The sequence below is a fragment of the Comamonas thiooxydans genome, from assembly GCF_002157685.2.
Classification (GTDB): Bacteria; Pseudomonadota; Gammaproteobacteria; order Burkholderiales; family Burkholderiaceae_C; genus Comamonas; species Comamonas testosteroni_H.
Window position 1 is genome coordinate 797,909 of sequence record NZ_AP026738.1, and the last position, 18,715, is coordinate 816,623.

An 18,715-nucleotide genomic window follows, 5' to 3' on the forward strand; every position below is an offset into this window, starting at 1 on the left:
CCTAAGGGCCGTTCAGGCCGCGATGGGCAGGCCCACGATGCGTTCGAGCTCGGCGTGCTCCAGGCCTTCGACCTTGTCGATCAGGCGCAGCCCCTCGGGGCAGCAGGCCAGGGTGCACAGATCGGTGTAGATGCGTTTGACGCAGCCCAGGCCGGTCAGCGGGTAGCTGCACTGGGCCACGACCTTGCTCTCGCCCTTTTTGGTGAGCAGATCCATCATCACCCAGGTCTGCTTGGCACCAATGGCCAGGTCCATGGCTCCGCCCACGGCGGGAATGGCGCCGGGCTCGCCTGTGCTCCAGTTGGCCAGATCGCCCGTGGCCGAAACCTGGAAGGCTCCGAGCACGCAGATGTCCAGGTGGCCGCCGCGCATCATGGCGAAGCTGTCGGCGTGGTGGAAATAGCTGCCGCCGGGCAGCAGGGTCACGGGCTGCTTGCCGGCATTGGTCAGGTCGTAGTCTTCGGAGCCGGCCGCTGGTGCCGGGCCCATGCCCAGAATGCCGTTTTCGCTTTGCAGCACGATTTCGCGTCCTGCGGGAATGTGGTTGGCCACCAGGGTAGGCTGACCTATGCCCAGATTCACATAGGCACCGTCATGAATGTCCTGGGCCACGCGCAGGGCCAGTTCGTCCTTGCTTCGTTTTTGATAGCTCACGCTTGTATCTCCTTGCTGGACCTTGGCTCAGGCCGCCTTCTTGAAGCCGCCGGCCTGGGTGGCCACGCGCTCGATCTTCACCACCTGGCTCACATAGATGCCTGGGGTGACCACGGATTCGGGATCAAGCTGGCCGAGTTCCACGATCTCATGCACGGTGGCCACGGTGAACCTGGCGGCCGAAGCCATCACGGGGCCGAAGTTGCGCGCCGACATGCGGTAGGTCAGGTTGCCCCAGCGGTCGCCTTTTTCGGCCTTGATCAGGGCCACATCGCCATGGATGGGGTGCTCCAGCACATAGTGCTTGCCGTTGATCTCGCGCGTTTCCTTGCCTTTTGCGAGTTCGGTGCCGTAGGCCGTGGGGCAGAAGAAAGCGCCTATGCCTGCAGCGGCTGCGCGCATGCGTTCGGCCAGATTGCCCTGGGCCACCAGTTCGAGCTCGATCTTGCCGCTGCGGTACAGCTCGTCGAAGACCCAGCTGTCCACCTGGCGCGGGAAGCTGCAGATGATCTTGCGCACCTGGCCGGTCTTGAGCAGGGCGGCCAGGCCGGTGTCGCCATTGCCGGCATTGTTGTTGACCACGGTGAGCTCGCGTGCACCCTGGGCGATCAGGCCGTCGATCAGCTCGCCGGGAATGCCCGAGGTGCCGAAGCCGCCAATGAGCACGGTGGAGCCGTCTTGAATGCCGGACAGGGCCTGAGCGACCGAGTCGGCGATCTTGTTGATCATGGGGGTCTCCAATTTTCTATACAAAGACTTGCGCCATTGGCGCTAAAATGTTCGTATATAGAACATTTGTTCGCTAAAAGAATTGTAGAAAAGGATGATGAAAATGGAGACTGTAAAAACCACATCAGGGAAAACCCCTGTCGAGGGCGAGGCGGCCCCGCTCAAGCCCGGTGACAGCTATGTGCAGTCCTTTGCGCGGGGGCTGGAAGTCATACGTTCGTTCAGCGCCAGGGCGCCGGAACAGACGCTCAGCGAGGTGGCTGCCGCCACGGGTCTGACGCGTGCCGGTGCAAGGCGCATCCTGCTGACGCTGCAGACGCTGGGCTATGTACGCAGCGATGGCAAGCACTACGCGCTCACGCCGCGCATCCTGGATCTGGGCTTTGCCTATCTGAGCTCCACGCCGCTGTGGAATCTGGCCGAGCCGGCCATGGAGGCGTTGGTGGACGAGGTCAAGGAGTCGTGCTCGGCTGCCGTTCTTGAAGGTCTGGATGTGGTCTATGTGCTGCGCGTGCACACGCACAAGATCATGAGCACCAATCTGGGCGTGGGCTCGCGACTGCCTGCCTTCTGGACATCCATGGGCCGGGTGCTGCTGGCGGCGCTGCCCCCCGATGAGCTGCGGGCGCTGATGGCCCGGCGCGAGCAGCGTGCCTTCACGCGCCACACGCTGAACGGCGACGACGAGCTGTATGCCGAGATCGCCCGCGTGCGCGAGCAGGGCTGGGCCCTGCTCAACCAGGAGCTGGAGGAGGGCCTGATCTCGATTGCCGCCCCCATACGCAATGCGCGCGGCCAGACGGTGGCGGCGCTCAATATCAGTGGCCAGGCCAACCGCACCAGCGAGCAGATGATGCGCGAGCGGCTGCTGCCTCAACTGCTGGCCGCCACGCGCCACATCAGCCAGTTGCTGAGTGCTTCGGGTCGCATGCATCTGTGATGTCTGCCGCCTGAGGAGGCGTCGGCCCTGGCGCGACGCTTCATAATGGCTGAAACGCCTTCCCTGTCGCCCCTGTCCAAGTCCGCTCCATGGCCCGTCTTCCCCGTCTCACGCTGGCAAACATGCCGCACCACATCATCCAGCGTGGCAACAACAGCGGCGAGATCTTTGTGGACGCGCAGGACCGCCTGGTCATGCTGGATCTGATGCGGGAGATGGCGCGGCGCTTCGAGGTCGATGTGCATGCCTATGTGCTCATGCCCAATCACTTCCATCTGCTGCTGACGCCCAGGACGGAGCAGGGCGTGCCCCAGTTCATGCAGGCCGTGGGGCGCAGCTATGTGCGTTACTTCAACAACCGGCATGGACGTACCGGTACCTTGTGGGAGGGGCGCTACCGATGCACCGTGCTGCAGGCCGAGCAATGGCTGATGGCCACCATGGTCTCCATGGATCTGAATCCCGTGCGTGACGGGCTGGTGCAGCGCGCGGTGGACTGGCCCTGGTCCAGCTATGCGCACAACGCAGGCCTGCAAAGCGATGCGCTCATCAGCCCGCATGCGCTTTTCTGGGCCCTGGGCAACACGCCGTTTGCCAGAGATGCTGCTTATGTCAGGGCCGTGGAGGCCGGTCTGGATGCCGATACCCAGGCGCAGATCAGCCATGCCGCACTGCGTGGCTGGGCTCTGGGCGAGCCCGATTTCATTGAAAATTTGCAACAAAAAACCGAGAGGCGCGTGAAGCGGCAGAAGGCAGGCAGGCCTGCGGCACGCACAGCTTCGGTGCACGAGGACTAGGCAGCTTTTCCAACTCCTTGTTTTTATTGGGTGGCTTTGCGCTATTTTTATATGTCCCTAATTAAATGCAAATAAAAAAAGTTGGGAATTAATTGGAATCTGACCCTAATTAAAACTTATTGCATAACTTCATGTCCTGTCGTAATCTTGCGTTCCCCGCGATTGATATAAGAGGATTCCCCCATGACGACTGCTGCCGAGATCAAGTATCTCCAGGACCACGGTCTGTACTCCAAGAGCAACGAGCACGATGCCTGCGGTCTGGGCTTTGTGGCCCATATCAAGGGCCAGAAGCGCCATGACATTGTGCTGGGGGCACTGAAGATCCTCGAAAACATCGACCATCGCGGCGCGGTGGGCGCAGACCCCCTGATGGGCGACGGCGCCGGTATCCTGATCCAGATCCCCGATCAGCTCTACCGCGAAGAAATGGCCAAGCAGGGCGTGGCACTGCCTCCTGCCGGCGAATATGGCGTGGGCATGATCTTCCTGCCCAAGGAGCATGCCTCTCGTCTGGCTTGCCAGCAGGAGATGGAGCGCGCAATCAAGGCCGAAGGCCAGGTGCTGCTGGGCTGGCGCGATGTGCCGGTGAACCGCGACATGCCCATGTCGCCCACCGTGCAGGAAAAGGAGCCCATCCTGCGCCAGGTCTTCATCGGCCGTGGTGCCGACGTCATCGTGCAGGACGCGCTGGAGCGCAAGCTGTACGTGATCCGCAAGACGGCCTCGGCCGCCATCCAGAACCTGGGCCTCAAGCACAGCAAGGAATACTACGTTCCCAGCATGAGCAGCCGCACCGTGGTCTACAAGGGCCTGCTGCTGGCCGATCAGGTGGGTGTGTACTACCGTGATCTGGCTGACGAGCGCTGCGTCTCGGCCATTGGTCTGGTGCACCAGCGTTTCTCCACCAACACCTTCCCCGAGTGGCCTCTGGCTCACCCCTACCGCTACGTGGCCCACAACGGTGAAATCAACACCGTGCGCGGCAACTACAACTGGATGCTAGCGCGCGAAGGCGTGATGGCCTCTCCCGTGCTGGGCGAAGACCTGCAAAAGCTCTATCCCATCAGCTTTGCCGGCCAGTCCGACACCGCCACCTTCGACAACTGCCTGGAACTGCTGACCATGGCCGGCTATCCCATCAGCCAGGCCGTGATGATGATGATTCCCGAGCCCTGGGAGCAGCACGAAGCCATGGACGAGCGCCGCCGCGCCTTCTATGAATACCACGCTGCGATGATCGAGCCCTGGGACGGTCCCGCCTCCATCGTGTTCACCGATGGCCGCCAGATCGGCGCCACGCTGGACCGCAACGGTCTGCGTCCCTCGCGCTACTGCATCACCGATGACGATATGGTGATCCTGGCTTCCGAAGCCGGCGTGCTGCCCGTTCCCGATAGCAAGATCGTGCGCAAGTGGCGCCTGCAGCCCGGCAAGATGCTGCTGATCGACCTGGAGCAGGGTCGCATGATCGAAGACGAAGAGCTCAAGGCCAACGTCGTCAACACCAAGCCCTACAAGCAGTGGATCGAGAACCTGCGCATCAAGCTCGACGAGGTGGAAATCCCCGCCGACTTCAAGGCGCCCGCAGCCAAGACCGAGCTGTCCCTGCTGGACCGCCAGCAAGCCTTCGGCTTCACGCAGGAGGACATCAAGTTCCTGCTGACCCCCATGGCCGAGAAGGGCGAGGAAGGCATTGGCTCCATGGGCAACGACAGCCCGCTGGCCGTGCTGTCCGACAAGAACAAGCCGCTGTACAACTACTTCCGCCAGATGTTCGCCCAGGTGACGAACCCTCCCATCGACCCGATCCGCGAAGCGATCGTGATGTCGCTGGTGTCGTTCGTGGGTCCCAAGCCCAACCTGCTGGACATCAACCAAGTCAACCCGCCCATGCGCCTGGAGTTGCAGCAGCCCGTGCTCGACTTCGAAGGCATGGCCAGGCTGCGTGATATCGAAAAGCGCACCAACGGCAAGTTCAAGAGCTCGACGATCGACATCACCTACCCGCTGTCCTGGGGCAAGCAGGGCGTGGAAGCCAAGCTGGCCTCGCTGTGCGCCCATGCCGTGGATGAGATCAAGGGCGGTGCCAACATCCTGATCATCAGCGACCGCAACATGAGCGCCACGCAAGTGGCCATCCCCGCGCTGCTGGCGCTGTCCGCCATCCACCAGCATCTGGTGCGTGAAGGTCTGCGCACCACCGCCGGTCTGGTGGTGGAAACCGGCACCGCCCGCGAAGTGCATCACTTCGCCGTGCTGGCCGGCTATGGCGCGGAAGCCGTGCACCCCTATCTGGCGATGGAGACCCTGGTCGACATCTTCAGCCGCGAAGCTGCGCCCATCACTGCCGACAAGGCTATCTATCACTATGTGAAGGCCATCGGCAAGGGTCTGTCCAAGATCATGTCCAAGATGGGCGTGTCCACCTATATGTCCTACTGCGGCGCCCAGCTGTTCGAAGCCGTGGGCCTGAACAGCGAGACCGTGGACAAGTACTTCACGGGCACGGCCAGCCGTGTGGAAGGTATCGGCGTCTTCGAGATTGCCGAGGAAACCATCCGCAACCACGAGGCTGCCTTCAGCGACGACCCCGTGCTGGAAACCATGCTGGATGCCGGCGGCGAGTACGCCTGGCGTGCCCGTGGCGAAGAGCATATGTGGACGCCTGACGTGATCGCCAAGCTGCAGCACTCCACGCGTGCCAACAACTTCAGCACCTACAAGGAATACGCCCAGCTGATCAACGATCAGACCAAGCGCCACATGACGCTGCGCGGCCTGTTCGAGTTCAAGTTCGATCCCACCAAGGCGATTCCCGTGGACCAGGTCGAGTCGGCCAAGGAAATCGTCAAGCGCTTTGCCACGGGTGCCATGTCGCTGGGCTCCATCTCCACCGAAGCCCATGCCACGCTGGCCGTGGCCATGAACCGCATCGGCGGCAAGAGCAACACCGGCGAAGGCGGCGAAGATCCCAAGCGCTATCGCAACGAGTTGAAGGGCATCCCCATCAGCAAGGGCGAAACCCTGGCTTCCATCATCGGCAAGGACAAGGTCGAGTCCGATATCGAACTGCAGGCCGGCGACTCGCTGCGCTCCAAGATCAAGCAGGTCGCGTCCGGTCGTTTCGGCGTGACTGCCGAATATCTGGCCTCTTCGGACCAGATCCAGATCAAGATGGCCCAGGGTGCCAAGCCCGGTGAAGGCGGTCAGCTGCCCGGTGGCAAGGTCTCCGACTACATCGGGGCACTGCGTCACTCGGTGCCCGGTGTGGGCCTGATCTCGCCTCCTCCGCACCACGACATCTACTCGATCGAAGACCTGGCACAGCTGATCCACGATCTGAAGAACGTGGCTCCGCATGCCAGCATCAGCACCAAGCTGGTGTCCGAGGTCGGTGTGGGCACGATCGCCGCAGGCGTGACCAAGTGCAAGAGCGATCACCTGGTGATCGCAGGGCACGACGGCGGCACCGGCGCCTCGCCCTGGTCCTCCATCAAGCATGCCGGCGGTCCCTGGGAAATCGGCCTGGCCGAGACCCAGCAGACCCTGGTGCTGAACCGTCTGCGCGGCCGTGTGCGTGTGCAGGCCGACGGCCAGATGAAGACCGGCCGCGACGTGATCATCGGCGCTCTGCTGGGTGCCGACGAGTTCGGCTTCGCCACGGCTCCGCTGGTGGTTGAAGGCTGCATCATGATGCGCAAGTGCCACCTCAACACCTGCCCCGTGGGCGTGGCTACGCAAGACCCCGTGCTGCGTGCCAAGTTCACCGGCAAGCCCGAGCATGTGGTGAACTATTTCTTCTTCATCGCCGAAGAAGTGCGCCAGATCATGGCCCAGCTGGGTATCGCCAAGTTCGACGACCTGATCGGCCGCTCCGACCTGCTCGACACCCGCAAGGGCATCGAGCACTGGAAGGCTCAGGGCCTGGACTTCAGCCGTCTGTTCGCCCAGCCCGAAGTGCCTGCCGACGTGGCCCGCTATCACGTGGAAAGCCAGGATCACCTGCTGGACAAGGCGCTGGACGTCAAGCTCATCGAGCGCTGCAAGCCAGCCATCGAAAACGGCGAGAAGGTGCGCATCATGGAAGTGGCGCGCAACGTCAACCGCTCCGTCGGTGCCATGCTCTCGGGCGCGGTGACCAAGCATCACGCCGAAGGCCTGCCAGACGACACCATCCGCATCCACTTCGAAGGTACGGGCGGCCAGTCCTTCGGTGCCTTCCTGTGCAACGGCATCACGCTGAACCTCAGCGGCGAAGCCAACGACTACACCGGCAAGGGCCTGTCCGGCGGCCGTGTGGTGGTGCATCCCAGCCATGAGTTCCGTGGCTCGACGACGACCAACACCATCGTGGGCAACACCGTGATGTTCGGCGCCACCAGCGGTGAAGCCTTCTTCAGCGGCGTGGCCGGCGAGCGCTTTGCCGTGCGTCTGTCCGGCGCCATGGCCGTGGTCGAAGGCGTGGGTGACCACGGCTGCGAATACATGACCGGCGGTACCGTGGTCGTGCTGGGCAAGACCGGCCGCAACTTCGCTGCCGGCATGAGCGGCGGCGTGGCCTATGTCTATGACGAGGACGGCAAGTTTGCCGAGCGTTGCAACACCGCTTCGGTGAAGCTGGAAAAGGTGCTGCCGCACGACGAGTTTGTCTCGCGCGTCGATCCCGGCATCTGGCACCGTGGCCAGAGCGACGATCAGCAGCTGCGCAATATGGTGGAGGCTCACAGCCGCTGGACGGGTTCCAAGCGTGCCCGTGATCTGCTGGACAACTGGGCCGCAGCGCGTGCCAAGTTTGTCAAGGTGTTCCCGACCGAGTACCAGCGTGCACTCGGCGAGATCTTTGAACGCAAACAGAAGGAAAAGCAAGCTGCGAAAGCGCCAGCAGCTCCTCAAAAAGAAGCAGTAGCCGCCAAGTAAACATGGCTCGAAGCGGTGGCGGCCAGGCGGCCACCGCACTGCAAGCGAACACAGATTTCAAGGATTAAAGATCATGGGAAAGACCACCGGCTTCATGGAATACGAGCGCATCGAAGAGGGCTATGCCCCCGTTGCGGAACGTCTCAAGCACTACAAGGAATTCGTCATCGGCCTGACCACCGATCAGGCCAAGGTGCAGGCTGCACGCTGCATGGACTGCGGCACGCCGTTCTGCAACAACGGCTGCCCGGTCAACAACATCATTCCGGACTTCAACGACCTCGTGTACCAGGGTGACTGGAAGAATGCCATCACCACGCTGCACAGCACCAACAACTTCCCCGAGTTCACGGGCCGCATCTGCCCCGCACCCTGCGAAGCTGCCTGCGTGGCCAATATCAATGGCGACGCCATCGGCATCAAGTCCATCGAGCACTCCATCATCGACCGCGCCTGGAGCGAAGGCTGGGTCAAGCCCCTGCCGTCCAAGCACAAGACCGGCAAGAAGGTGGCCGTGGTCGGTGCCGGCCCTGCGGGCATGGCAGCGGCCCAGCAACTGGTGCGTGCCGGCCACGACGTGACGCTGTTCGAGAAGAACGACCGCGTGGGCGGCCTGCTGCGCTACGGCATCCCCGACTTCAAGCTGGACAAGGGCCTGATCGACCGCCGTGTCGAGCAGATGGTGGCCGAAGGCCTGAAGATCCGCACCGGCGTGCTGATTGCCGGCAAGGACGGTCTGGGCAAGGATTCCAAGGTCACCAACTGGGCCAAGGAAACCATCAGCCCCGAGCAGCTCGATGCCGAGTTCGACGCGGTGCTGCTGACCGGCGGCTCCGAGCAGTCGCGTGATCTGCCCGTGCCCGGCCGCGATCTGGAAGGCGTGCACTTCGCGATGGAGTTCCTGCCCCAGCAGAACAAGGTCAACGCGGGCGACAAGCTCAAGGGCCAGATCCGTGCCGACGGCAAGCATGTCATCGTCATCGGCGGTGGCGACACCGGCTCCGACTGCGTGGGTACCTCCAACCGCCATGGCGCCAAGAGCGTGACCCAGTTCGAGGTCATGCCCATGCCGCCCGAGCAGGAGAACAAGCCCCTGGTCTGGCCTTACTGGCCGATCAAGCTGCGTACCTCCTCCAGCCACGACGAAGGCGTGACGCGCGAGTTCGCCATCTCCACCAAGGAATTCACCGGCGAAAAGGGCAAGGTCAAGAGCCTGACCACCGTGCAGGTCGAGTTCAAGGACGGCAAGCTGACCGAAGTGCCCGGCACCGAAAAGGTCTGGCCTGCCGATCTGGTGCTGCTGGCCATGGGCTTTGTGAACCCGGTGGCCACCGTGCTCGAAGCCTTTGGCGTCGACAAGGATGCCCGCGGCAACGCCAAGGCCAGCACCGACTTCATCGGCGGCTATGTCACCAGCGTGCCCAAGGTGTTCGCCGCTGGCGACATCCGCCGCGGCCAGTCGCTGGTCGTGTGGGCAATTCGCGAAGGCCGCCAAGCGGCCCGTGCCGTGGACGAGTTCCTGATGGGCGCCAGCGAACTGCCGCGCTGATCATTCACAGCGGGTCGTCCCACAAAAGGCATTCCTCGGAATGCCTTTTGTTTTTGATAGCTGCAACCGGCAGTGTTTTATGAGATACAGGTAGTTTTGTATTGAATTTTCAATAGTGGAAAGCGCAAGCTGCTATCAAAAGCAATCAGCGCAGCCACAAAAGCTGAGGCCGGGCCCCGGCATCGCTCCAGAGCACGGCGTTCTGCTGCCAGTGCTGGCCCCATTGCCGGGCCGTGTCGGCATCCATGCCCCAGATCAGCACGCTGTCCTCGGCGGGCCACTGGCCTTGCGGGTCATGGCCGCAGCCGTCCAGATACTGCCAGCCCTCGCTGTCCAGCGCATGGCGCAGATCACTCATGCGACGCTCGTTTTCAGTCGGCTCCAGGATCTGTCCCCAGGGATTGCAGGCCGTGAGATAGCAGGCGGCCTGGATGGGCTGCCGTCCCAACTGCTGCACTAGCCAGTCATTGCGCTCGCCCACGCGTAGCGTCTGTGCGACAGCACCCTTGCTGGCATCGACCTGGTAGAGCGCGTCGCGATAGGCCTGCTGCAAGGCGGGCGGGAGCTGGCTGGTGTCTGGTGACGGTGGTGACATGGTCTGGAGTTTTGCAAGCTTGCACATGGTTTTGCGACCGGCGAGTGACGTTCTGCCCCGTCTGCGCGACAATAGCGGATTCGGCGCTGGCGGCAGCCCGGCTTCGGGGCGGCTGCGGTGGCCCCGGACGGGAGACAAAGCCCCTGCCTCCGCTTTTTCCACTTCAAATTTTGACGCCATGAAAAAACGTACCCTGCTGGCCTCGGTGGCCCTGACTGCAATTTTGGCTGCCTGCGGCAAGAACGAGCCCGCAAGCAACACCGCTGCAGCTCCTGCGCCCGCTCCCGCGGCAGCCGCCGCCAAGCTGGTGGTGGGCCTGGACGACAACTTCCCGCCCATGGGTTTCCGTGACGAAAAGAACGAGCTGGTCGGTTTCGACATCGACATGGCCCGTGAAGTCGCCAAGCGCGCCAATATCGAAGTGGAGTTCAAGCCCATCGACTGGAACGCCAAGGAAGCCGAGCTGCTGGGCAAGCGTGTGGACGCTCTGTGGAACGGCCTGACCATTCTGGAAGAGCGCAAGGAAAAGATCCTGTTCTCCGACCCCTACATGGTGAACAAGCAGATCATCATCGTGAAGGCCGGCTCGCCCATCAAGAGCAAGGCTGACATGGTCGGCAAGGTCGTGGGTGCCCAGGAAGGCTCCAGCGCCGTGACGGCCCTGACCAAGGACAAGGAACTGTCGGACAAGTTCAAGGAAACCAAGCTCTTCGGCGACAACATCGCTGCCATGATGGACCTGGAAGCCGGTCGTCTGGATGTGGTGGTGGTGGATGAGGTGGTGGGGCGCTACTACGTCAACAAGAAGCCCGACAACTACGTGGTGCTGGCCGAGGACTTCGGTACCGAAGACTACGGTGTGGGCTTCCGCAAGGACGACGAAGCCACTCGCAACAAGGTCAACGACGTGCTGACCGAAATGAAGAAGGACGGCAAGGCTGCTGAAATCGCCCAGAAGTGGTTCGGCGCCGACGTCATCAAGCACTAATCCCTTTTTGACGTACTGCACCGGCAATGCCTGGCATTGCCGGTTTTTTTTGCGACGACAATGCGTGCAAACACTTCCTCCTGCGCACGCCCGTGCCTGTGGCGGGCTTTCGATAGCTGCAGCGCCACACTGAAGGCCATTTGATGGACTATGTAATCTCGCTCCTGGGGCCCATGTCGGCTGGTGCCCTTGTCACACTCAAGCTGTTCTTCATCACGCTGGCGCTGTCCATTCCCATGGGCCTGGCGCTGGCGCTGATGCGCATCTCCAGCATCAAGCCGCTGAGCAGCGCCGTGGGCGCCTATATCTGGCTGATGCGCGGCACGCCGCTGATGCTGCAGCTGCTGTTCGTGTACTTCGCGCTGCCCTTTGTGCCCTACATCGGTGTGCGCCTGCCCGACTTTCCTGCCGCCGTGGTGGCGTTTGCGCTGAACTACGCGGCCTACTTCGCGGAGATCTTCCGCGCCGGCATCAAGTCCGTGGACCGCGGCCAGTACGAGGGCGCCAAGGTGCTGGGCATGACCTATGCCCAGACCATGCGCCGCATCGTGCTGCCCCAGATGTGGGCCCGCATCCTGCCGCCCGTCAGCAACGAGACCATCACCCTGGTCAAGGACACCTCGCTGATCTATGTGCTGGCACTCAACGATCTGCTGCGCGTGGCGCGTGGCGTGGTGCAGCGCGACTTCAGCTTCACGCCCTTCATCGTGGCTGCGGCCTTCTATCTCATCATGACCCTGGTGCTGACCTGGGGCTTCCAATATCTTGAGAAAAAATATGCCAAGTACGACGCCTGACGTGATGATTTCCGCCCAGGGCATCCACAAGGCCTTTGGCAACAACGAAGTGCTGCGCGGTGTCTCTCTGGAACTGCTGCGCGGCGAGGTGGTCGCCGTGATCGGCCCGTCCGGCTCGGGCAAGAGCACCTTTTTGCGCTGCCTCAACCACCTGGAGACGATTGACCGCGGCACCATCAGCATCGAAGGCGAGGTGTTGGCCCGCTCCGAGGGTGAGGCCAGGGCTCAGTATGTGAGCGATGCCGAAATCCGCAAGATCGGCCGCAAGATGGGCATGGTGTTTCAGTCCTTCAATCTGTTTCCCCATCTCACGGTGCTGGAAAACATCATTGAGGCGCCCGTCATCGTCAAGGGCATGAAGCGCGAAGACATCATTCCCAAGGCCGAGGCTCTGCTTGCCAAGGTGGGGCTGGCCGCCAAGCGCGATGCCTACCCCAACCATCTCTCCGGCGGTCAGAAGCAGCGCGTGGCGATTGCCCGTGCGCTGGCCATGGAGCCGGACATTCTGCTGTTCGACGAGCCGACCTCGGCGCTGGATCCCGAGCTGACCGGCGAGGTGCTGCGCACCATGCGCGAGCTGGCCGAGGAGCACATGACCATGCTGGTCGTGACCCACGAGATGGGTTTTGCGCGGGAGGTGGCCAACCGCGTCATCTTCATGGACGGTGGCTACATCGTCGAGCAAGGCCCGTCCGAAGCCTTCTTTGTGGCGCCTCAGCACGAGCGCACCAAGGCGTTTCTGCAGAATATGTTGTAAATAAGTCGCAGCTGCTGATGTGATTTCATATCGCAAAAACAGCAGTTTGCGCATGCCCAGCAAGCACTGAATGCTCCTGAAATAGGAGTGAATGCTCTGCGATTCAAGCCAGACCTTGAAGAAACATTCGCGAATGTATGTTTACTTGGGGCTAACCCGAGCTTTTTGCCGAGCTTGTCGGCACAATACCAGTTTGCTTTCTCTTGAGCGGCTATTCACGCATGTCACCCAACGCACCCTTTGTGGAACTGCGCAATGTCACCTTTGGCTATGGTGACCGCGTCATCCTGCGCGATCTGTCCCTGCAAGTGCCGCGCGGCAAGGTCACGGCGCTGATGGGCGCATCGGGCGGCGGCAAGACCACGGTGCTGCGTCTGATCGGCGGGCAGAACCGCGCCCAGCAGGGCCAGGTGCTGTTTGACGGCCAGGATGTGACCGCCATGGATGCGCAGCAGCTCTACGCCGCGCGTCGCCGCATGGGTATGCTGTTTCAGTTCGGTGCACTGTTCACCGACATGAGCGTGTTCGACAACGTGGCCTTTCCGCTGCGCGAGCACACCGATCTGCCCGAAGAGCTGATCCGCGACATCGTGCTCATGAAGCTGCATGCCGTGGGCCTGCGCGGTGCTCGCGATCTGATGCCTTCCCAGGTTTCGGGTGGCATGGCCCGCCGCGTGGCACTGGCCCGCGCGATTGCGCTGGACCCCGAGCTCATCATGTACGACGAGCCTTTCGCAGGCCTGGACCCCATTTCGCTGGGCACCTCGGCGCAGCTGATCCGCCAGCTCAACGATGCCATGGGCCTGACTTCGATTCTGGTATCCCACGATCTGGAAGAAACCTTCCGCGTGGCCGACCATGTGGTGATTCTGGGGGCTGGCAGCGTTGCCGCCCAGGGCACACCCGAAGAGGTGCGCGCCAGCAGCGATCCGCTGGTGCAGCAATTCATCCATGCCAGACCCACGGGGCCTGTGCCGTTCCACTATCCCGGCGTCAGCGCCGACGAGGACTTTGGCAGCAGGAGGCGTGCATGAACTTTCTCGCACGCATTGGCCTGGCAGTGCGCTGCCAGCTGGTCAACATGGGGATTGGCGCGCGCCTGCTGTGGCGCCTGCTGGGCTTGATGGGGCCGGCGCTCAGGCGCCCGCGCCTGATAGGCGATCAGATTCACTTTCTGGGCAATTATTCGCTGGCCATCATCGGCGTCTCCGGTCTGTTCGTGGGCTTTGTGCTGGGTCTGCAGGGCTATTACATCCTGCAGCGCTATGGCTCGGCCGAGGCGCTGGGCATGATGGTGGCCCTGAGTCTGCTGCGCGAGTTGGGACCCGTGGTCACGGCCCTGCTGTTCGCAGGTCGTGCCGGCACGGCCTTGACGGCCGAAATCGGCCTGATGAAGGCCGGTGAACAGCTGTCTGCCATGGAGATGATGGCGGTCGACCCCGTCAAACGCATTCTGGCGCCGCGCTTCTGGGCCGGGCTGATCACCATGCCTTTGCTGGCTGCGGTCTTTAGCGCCGTGGGTGTGCTGGGCGGCTGGCTGGTGGGCGTGGTGATGATCGGCGTCGACAGCGGTGCTTTCTGGGGCCAGATGCAGCAGGGCGTGGACTGGTGGAGCGACCTGGGCAATGGCGTGCTCAAGAGCTTTGTCTTTGGCCTAGCCGTGACCTTTGTGGCTCTGCTCGAAGGCTATGCGGCCAAGCCCACGCCTGAAGGAGTTTCCCGTGCCACCACCCGCACCGTGGTCGTGGCCTCGCTAGCGGTTCTGGGCCTGGACTTCCTGCTCACCGCAACCATGTTCAGTATTTGAGGCTGCTCAGCAGATAGAGGTAAAAATCATGCAGCAAAAGAAAAGTGATGTCTGGGTCGGCCTGTTTGTGCTGATCGGTGTTCTGGCCCTGGTCTTCCTGGCCTTGCAGTCGGCCAATCTGCTGAGTCTGAATTTCCAGAAGACCTATGCGATCACGGCACGTTTTGACAATATCGGCGGACTCAAGCCCAAGGCTGCGGTCAAGAGCGCCGGCGTGGTCGTGGGCCGTATTGAATCCATTACCTTCAACGACCAGACCTTTCAGGCCGATGTGGCCATGAGCATGGAAACCCGTTACGCCTTTCCCAAGGATAGTTCGCTGAAAATTCTGACAAGCGGCCTGCTGGGCGATCAGTACATTGGTATTGAAGCGGGCGCCAGCGAAGAGAACCTCAAGGCAGGCGACCGTGTGACGGCCACCCAGTCTGCCGTGGTGCTGGAGAATCTGATCGGTCAGTTTCTCTACAGCAAGGCCGAGCAGGGTGGTGATTCCGGTGGTGCCGCAGCCAACGGGGGAGCGAAAGAATGATGACTACAACAAGCCCACAGACGAAATTGACGTCAGACGAGAACCAGGCGCTCAGGCGCGTTGCGCTGGCAGCCAGCGTTTCCGTAGCCGCACTGCTGTCCGGCTGCGCCACCACCAACACGGGCCCTGCCAACCCAGCCGATCCGCTGGAATCCATGAACCGCAGCATCTATTCCTTCAACGAAGGCGTGGACGAGGCGATCTTCAAGCCCGTGGCCACGGCCTATCAGAACGTGACGCCGCGTGTGGCGCGTCAGGGCGTGACCAACTTCTTCGACAACCTCGGCGATGCCTGGTCCTTCGTCAACAATGTGCTGCAGGGCCAGGGTCAGGGCGCCTACAACTCCATGGTGCGCTTCAGCGTGAACTCGGTGCTGGGCATAGGCGGTCTGTTCGACATCGCCAGCGAGGCCGGCATTGAGCGCCAGAAGCAGGACTTTGGCCAGACTCTGGGTCGCTGGGGCATGCCCACGGGACCGTATCTGGTGCTGCCCTTCTGGGGTCCTTCCACGGTGCGGGATTCGGCCGGCCTGGTGGTCGACGCCTTCGGCTATCCGGCCAACACCATGGATGATGTGCGCTGGCGCAACAGCCTGTTCGGTCTGCGCATGGTCAACAACCGTGCCAATCTGCTCAAGGCCGGCGATGTACTGGACTCCGTTGCGCTCGACAAATACAGCCTGGTGCGCGATGTCTATCTGCGCTCACGCATTGGCGGCGCGGCGTCCGGCGGTGATGGTCGTCTCGAAAACTATGATGACGACAACGCCGGCAAGCTGCCCCCCGAAGGCAAGTGAGCCGGTAGAGCTTGGTTACAAACATGATGCACAGGCTGCGTGAGTGCGGTGACACTTGCGGGCCTAGGAGAAAAACGCAATGAAGATTACTCGTCGCATGTGGGGCATGGCAGCAGGTGCCATGCTCGCTTTGAATCTGGGTCTGCCCGCAGCCCAGGCCGCCGATGAAGCGCCCGATGCCCTGGTCAAGCGCGTCTCTGCCGATGTGCTGGAGACCATCAAGAAGGATGCCTCGCTGCGCAACGGCGATTCCAGCAAGATCAATGCGCTGGTCAACGAGAAGGTCATGCCCTATGTGGACTTTCGCCGCATGACATCGGCCGCCGTCGGTCCGGCCTGGCGCCAGGCCACGCCCGAGCAGCGTCAGAAGCTGCAGGACGAGTTCAAGGCCCTGCTGATTCGCACCTATGCGGGAGCCCTGTCCCAGGTCGGCGATCAGACCATTACCGTCAGGCCTGTGCGCATGGCGGCCGGTGACACCGATGTGCTGGTGCGTACCCAGGTCAACGGCCGTGGCGATCCCGTGCAGCTGGATTTCCGTTTGGAAAAGCAGGCTACGGGCTGGAAGCTCTACAACTTCAACGTGCTTGGCGTGTGGCTGGTGGAGACCTATCGCAACCAGTTTGCGCAGGAAATCAATGCCAACGGCATCGACGGCCTGATCAAGACCCTGGCCTCGCGCAGCTCCATGCCGGCCACCGCCACCAAGTAAGCAAAGCGCTTCAGACGTCATGGCCCGCTCAGCTAGCAACCCTCTGCAACTGCCCAAGGAACTGACCTATCGTCAGGGGCGCGACTGTCTGCTGCGCCTGCGTCCGCTGGTCACGGGCCATGCGGATGCCCAGGTGGTGGTGGATGCCAGCGCCGTCAAGGTCTTCGACTCGGCGGCCCTGGCCGTGCTGCTGGCCTGCCGGCGCGCTGCGCAGGAGGCGGGCAAGCAGCTCATCGTCGAAGGTCTGCCCAAGGGGCTGCAGTCCATGGCCGCGCTGTATGGCGTGGACGGCTTGCTGATGCCCGCTCCTGTGCCCGATGCGGCCGCCACCGCTCAGCAAGGCTAGGCTGACGAATCACTGTGTCCGGCTAAGCCCCGCCAAGGCAGAGGCTGTGGGCAAGCCCTAGAATCTGGGCTCCATGTCCGCAGTCTCATTCCAATCCGTCTCCAAGACCTACCGCACCCCCAAGGGGGATTTTCAGGCCCTCAAATCGGTGAGCCTGGATATCGAGGAAGGTGAATTCTTCGGTCTGCTCGGCCCCAACGGCGCCGGCAAGACCACGATGATCAGCATCCTCGCCGGACTGGCGCAAGCCACGGGCGGGCGCGTGCTGGTGCAGGGCAGCGATGTGCAGGCAAACTACGCCGATGCACGCCGCAAGCTGGGCATCGTGCCGCAGGAGCTGGTGTTCGACCCCTTCTTCAATGTGCGCGAGGCCTTGAAGTTCCAGTCCGGATATTTCGGCGTCAAGAACAACGACGACTGGATCGACGAGCTGCTCGACAGCCTGGGCCTGACGGACAAGGCACACAACAATATGCGCCAGCTCTCGGGCGGCATGAAGCGTCGCGTGCTGGTGGCCCAGGCCCTGGTGCACAAGCCGCCCATCATCGTGCTGGACGAACCCACGGCCGGTGTGGACGTGGAGCTGCGCCAGACGCTGTGGCACTTCATCGCCAAGCTCAACAAGCAGGGCCATACGGTGCTGCTGACCACCCACTACCTCGAAGAAGCCGAGGCACTGTGCAGCCGCGTGGCCATGCTCAAGCGCGGCGAGATCATCAAGCTCTCGCCCATGAGCGAGCTGCTCAAGTCGGCTTCCAGCAATGTGTTGCAGTTCAAGACCGATAGCGCCCTGCCCAAGGCTGTGGCCGACAGGGCCCGGGTCACCGGTCGAATCGTCCAGATTCCCGCCGCCCATGCAGTCGATGTGGAGCAGTTGCTGGCCGCTTTGCGCGAAGCGGGCGTGACCCCCGAGGATGTGGAAATCCGCCGTGCGGATCTGGAGGATGTGTTCATCCACATCATGAATGAAGGCTCCAGGACACAGGCTCCTGCAGGAGGTGTCCAATGAACGGCTGGCAGACCCTGCTCAAGAAGGAAGTGCTGCGCTTCTGGAAGGTGAGCTTTCAGACCGTGGCCGCACCGGTGCTCACGGCCGTGCTGTATCTGCTGGTTTTCGGCCATGTGCTCGAAGGCCGGGTCATGGTCTATGACCGCATCCCCTACACCGCGTTTCTGATTCCCGGTCTGGTGATGATGAGCATGCTGCAAAACGCGTTTGCCAACAGCTCGTCCAGCCTGGTGCAGAGCAAGATCATGGGCTCGCTGGTATTCGTGCTGCTCACGCCGCTGTCGCATTGGGCCTGGTTCAGCGCCTATGTGGGAGCGGCGATTCTGCGCGGCCTGCTGGTGGGGCTGGGCGTGTTTGTGGTCACCCTGTTCTTTGCCGTGCCCGACTTTGCCGCGCCGCTGTGGATTCTGGTGTTCGGCTTTCTGGGTTGCGCCCTGATGGGTACGCTGGGTCTGATTGCCGGCCTCTGGGCCGAGAAGTTCGACCAGATGGCGGCCTTCCAGAACTTTCTGATCATGCCCCTGACCTTTCTGTCCGGCGTGTTCTATTCCGTGCACTCGCTGCCCGGCTTCTGGCAGGCGGTCAGCCATGTCAACCCGTTCTTCTACATGATCGACGGCTTCCGCTACGGCTTTTTCGGTCAGAGCGATGTCTCGCCCTGGCTCAGCTTTGCCATCGTGGGCGCTGCCTGGCTGGCTGTGAGCGCGCTGGCCGTGCACCTGCTGCGTATCGGCTACAAGATTCGTAACTGATTTTTAGAATTGACGCAGGGCTGCTTGCGAGACAATG

General features: G+C 62.2%; 18 protein-coding genes. 15 read left to right on the forward strand and 3 right to left on the reverse strand.

From position 1 onward, the window contains the following. Positions 1-12: 12 nt before the first annotated feature. Positions 13-654 (reverse strand): 3-oxoacid CoA-transferase subunit B, encoded by a 642-nt coding sequence (locus CTR2_RS03595; protein WP_087085046.1) that lies wholly within the window; start codon positions 652-654, stop codon positions 13-15. A gap of 27 nt (positions 655-681) precedes the next feature. Continuing rightward, a complete protein-coding gene (locus CTR2_RS03600) occupies positions 682-1,383 on the reverse strand; it encodes a 3-oxoacid CoA-transferase subunit A (RefSeq protein ID WP_034357433.1) in 702 nt (233 codons plus the stop codon). Positions 1,384-1,486: 103 nt separating this feature from the next. Between CTR2_RS03600 and CTR2_RS03605 the strand changes: the two genes are divergently transcribed. The 4 genes from CTR2_RS03605 to CTR2_RS03620 all read left to right on the forward strand — a co-directional run bounded on the left by CTR2_RS03605 (position 1,487) and on the right by CTR2_RS03620 (position 9,589). Further along, complete coding sequence (locus tag CTR2_RS03605) at positions 1,487-2,323, forward strand: IclR family transcriptional regulator domain-containing protein (protein ID WP_087085045.1); 837 nt, start codon at positions 1,487-1,489, stop codon at positions 2,321-2,323. An 89-nt stretch (positions 2,324-2,412) separates the two neighbouring features. After that, complete coding sequence (locus tag CTR2_RS03610) at positions 2,413-3,120, forward strand: transposase (RefSeq protein WP_003062049.1); 708 nt, start codon at positions 2,413-2,415, stop codon at positions 3,118-3,120. Between the two features lie 183 nt (positions 3,121-3,303). Beyond that, a complete protein-coding gene (locus CTR2_RS03615; protein WP_087085044.1) occupies positions 3,304-8,040 on the forward strand; it encodes a glutamate synthase-related protein in 4,737 nt (1,578 codons plus the stop codon). A gap of 73 nt (positions 8,041-8,113) precedes the next feature. Beyond that, positions 8,114-9,589, forward strand: a complete 1,476-nt coding sequence (locus CTR2_RS03620) for a glutamate synthase subunit beta (RefSeq protein WP_087085043.1) — start codon at positions 8,114-8,116, stop codon at positions 9,587-9,589. 145 nt (positions 9,590-9,734) lie between these two features. Here the strand turns inward: CTR2_RS03620 and CTR2_RS03625 are convergent, their stop codons facing one another. After that, entirely contained in the window at positions 9,735-10,184 is a 450-nt protein-coding gene (locus CTR2_RS03625; RefSeq protein ID WP_087085042.1) for a DUF3293 domain-containing protein, read from the reverse strand. Positions 10,185-10,362: 178 nt separating this feature from the next. On the opposite strand from CTR2_RS03625, the gene CTR2_RS03630 reads away from it, so the two are divergent. The 11 genes from CTR2_RS03630 to CTR2_RS03680 all read left to right on the forward strand — a co-directional run bounded on the left by CTR2_RS03630 (position 10,363) and on the right by CTR2_RS03680 (position 18,678). Next, on the forward strand, positions 10,363-11,172 hold the full coding sequence (locus tag CTR2_RS03630; RefSeq protein ID WP_087085041.1) for an amino acid ABC transporter substrate-binding protein: 810 nt from the start codon (positions 10,363-10,365) through the stop codon (positions 11,170-11,172). Positions 11,173-11,315: 143 nt separating this feature from the next. Continuing rightward, positions 11,316-11,969 (forward strand): amino acid ABC transporter permease, encoded by a 654-nt coding sequence (locus CTR2_RS03635; protein ID WP_003058677.1) that lies wholly within the window; start codon positions 11,316-11,318, stop codon positions 11,967-11,969. After that, a complete protein-coding gene (locus CTR2_RS03640; protein ID WP_269476157.1) occupies positions 11,950-12,726 on the forward strand; it encodes an amino acid ABC transporter ATP-binding protein in 777 nt (258 codons plus the stop codon). Before CTR2_RS03635 ends, CTR2_RS03640 begins: the two co-directional genes overlap by 20 nt. A gap of 221 nt (positions 12,727-12,947) precedes the next feature. Next, positions 12,948-13,760: an ABC transporter ATP-binding protein gene (locus CTR2_RS03645; protein ID WP_087085040.1), complete on the forward strand. Its 813-nt coding sequence runs from the start codon at positions 12,948-12,950 to the stop codon at positions 13,758-13,760. Beyond that, positions 13,757-14,533, forward strand: coding sequence for a lipid asymmetry maintenance ABC transporter permease subunit MlaE (mlaE, locus tag CTR2_RS03650; protein WP_003062071.1), 777 nt, complete (start codon positions 13,757-13,759; stop codon positions 14,531-14,533). The genes CTR2_RS03645 and mlaE overlap by 4 nt, the downstream gene beginning before the upstream one ends. Positions 14,534-14,561: 28 nt before the next feature. Further along, positions 14,562-15,062 carry an outer membrane lipid asymmetry maintenance protein MlaD gene (gene mlaD, locus CTR2_RS03655; RefSeq protein WP_087085039.1) on the forward strand — a complete coding sequence of 167 codons (501 nt, stop codon included), beginning with the start codon at positions 14,562-14,564 and terminating at the stop codon, positions 15,060-15,062. Beyond that, positions 15,059-15,859 carry an MlaA family lipoprotein gene (locus CTR2_RS03660; protein WP_087085038.1) on the forward strand — a complete coding sequence of 267 codons (801 nt, stop codon included), beginning with the start codon at positions 15,059-15,061 and terminating at the stop codon, positions 15,857-15,859. The genes mlaD and CTR2_RS03660 overlap by 4 nt, the downstream gene beginning before the upstream one ends. Positions 15,860-15,938: 79 nt before the next feature. Further along, positions 15,939-16,571 carry an MlaC/ttg2D family ABC transporter substrate-binding protein gene (locus tag CTR2_RS03665; protein ID WP_087085037.1) on the forward strand — a complete coding sequence of 211 codons (633 nt, stop codon included), beginning with the start codon at positions 15,939-15,941 and terminating at the stop codon, positions 16,569-16,571. A 19-nt stretch (positions 16,572-16,590) separates the two neighbouring features. After that, a complete protein-coding gene (locus CTR2_RS03670) occupies positions 16,591-16,917 on the forward strand; it encodes an STAS domain-containing protein (protein WP_087085036.1) in 327 nt (108 codons plus the stop codon). 73 nt (positions 16,918-16,990) lie between these two features. Further along, positions 16,991-17,926 carry an ABC transporter ATP-binding protein gene (locus CTR2_RS03675; RefSeq protein ID WP_034348309.1) on the forward strand — a complete coding sequence of 312 codons (936 nt, stop codon included), beginning with the start codon at positions 16,991-16,993 and terminating at the stop codon, positions 17,924-17,926. Next, on the forward strand, positions 17,923-18,678 hold the full coding sequence (locus CTR2_RS03680; RefSeq protein WP_003058656.1) for an ABC transporter permease: 756 nt from the start codon (positions 17,923-17,925) through the stop codon (positions 18,676-18,678). The genes CTR2_RS03675 and CTR2_RS03680 overlap by 4 nt, the downstream gene beginning before the upstream one ends. Positions 18,679-18,715 lie beyond the last annotated feature (37 nt).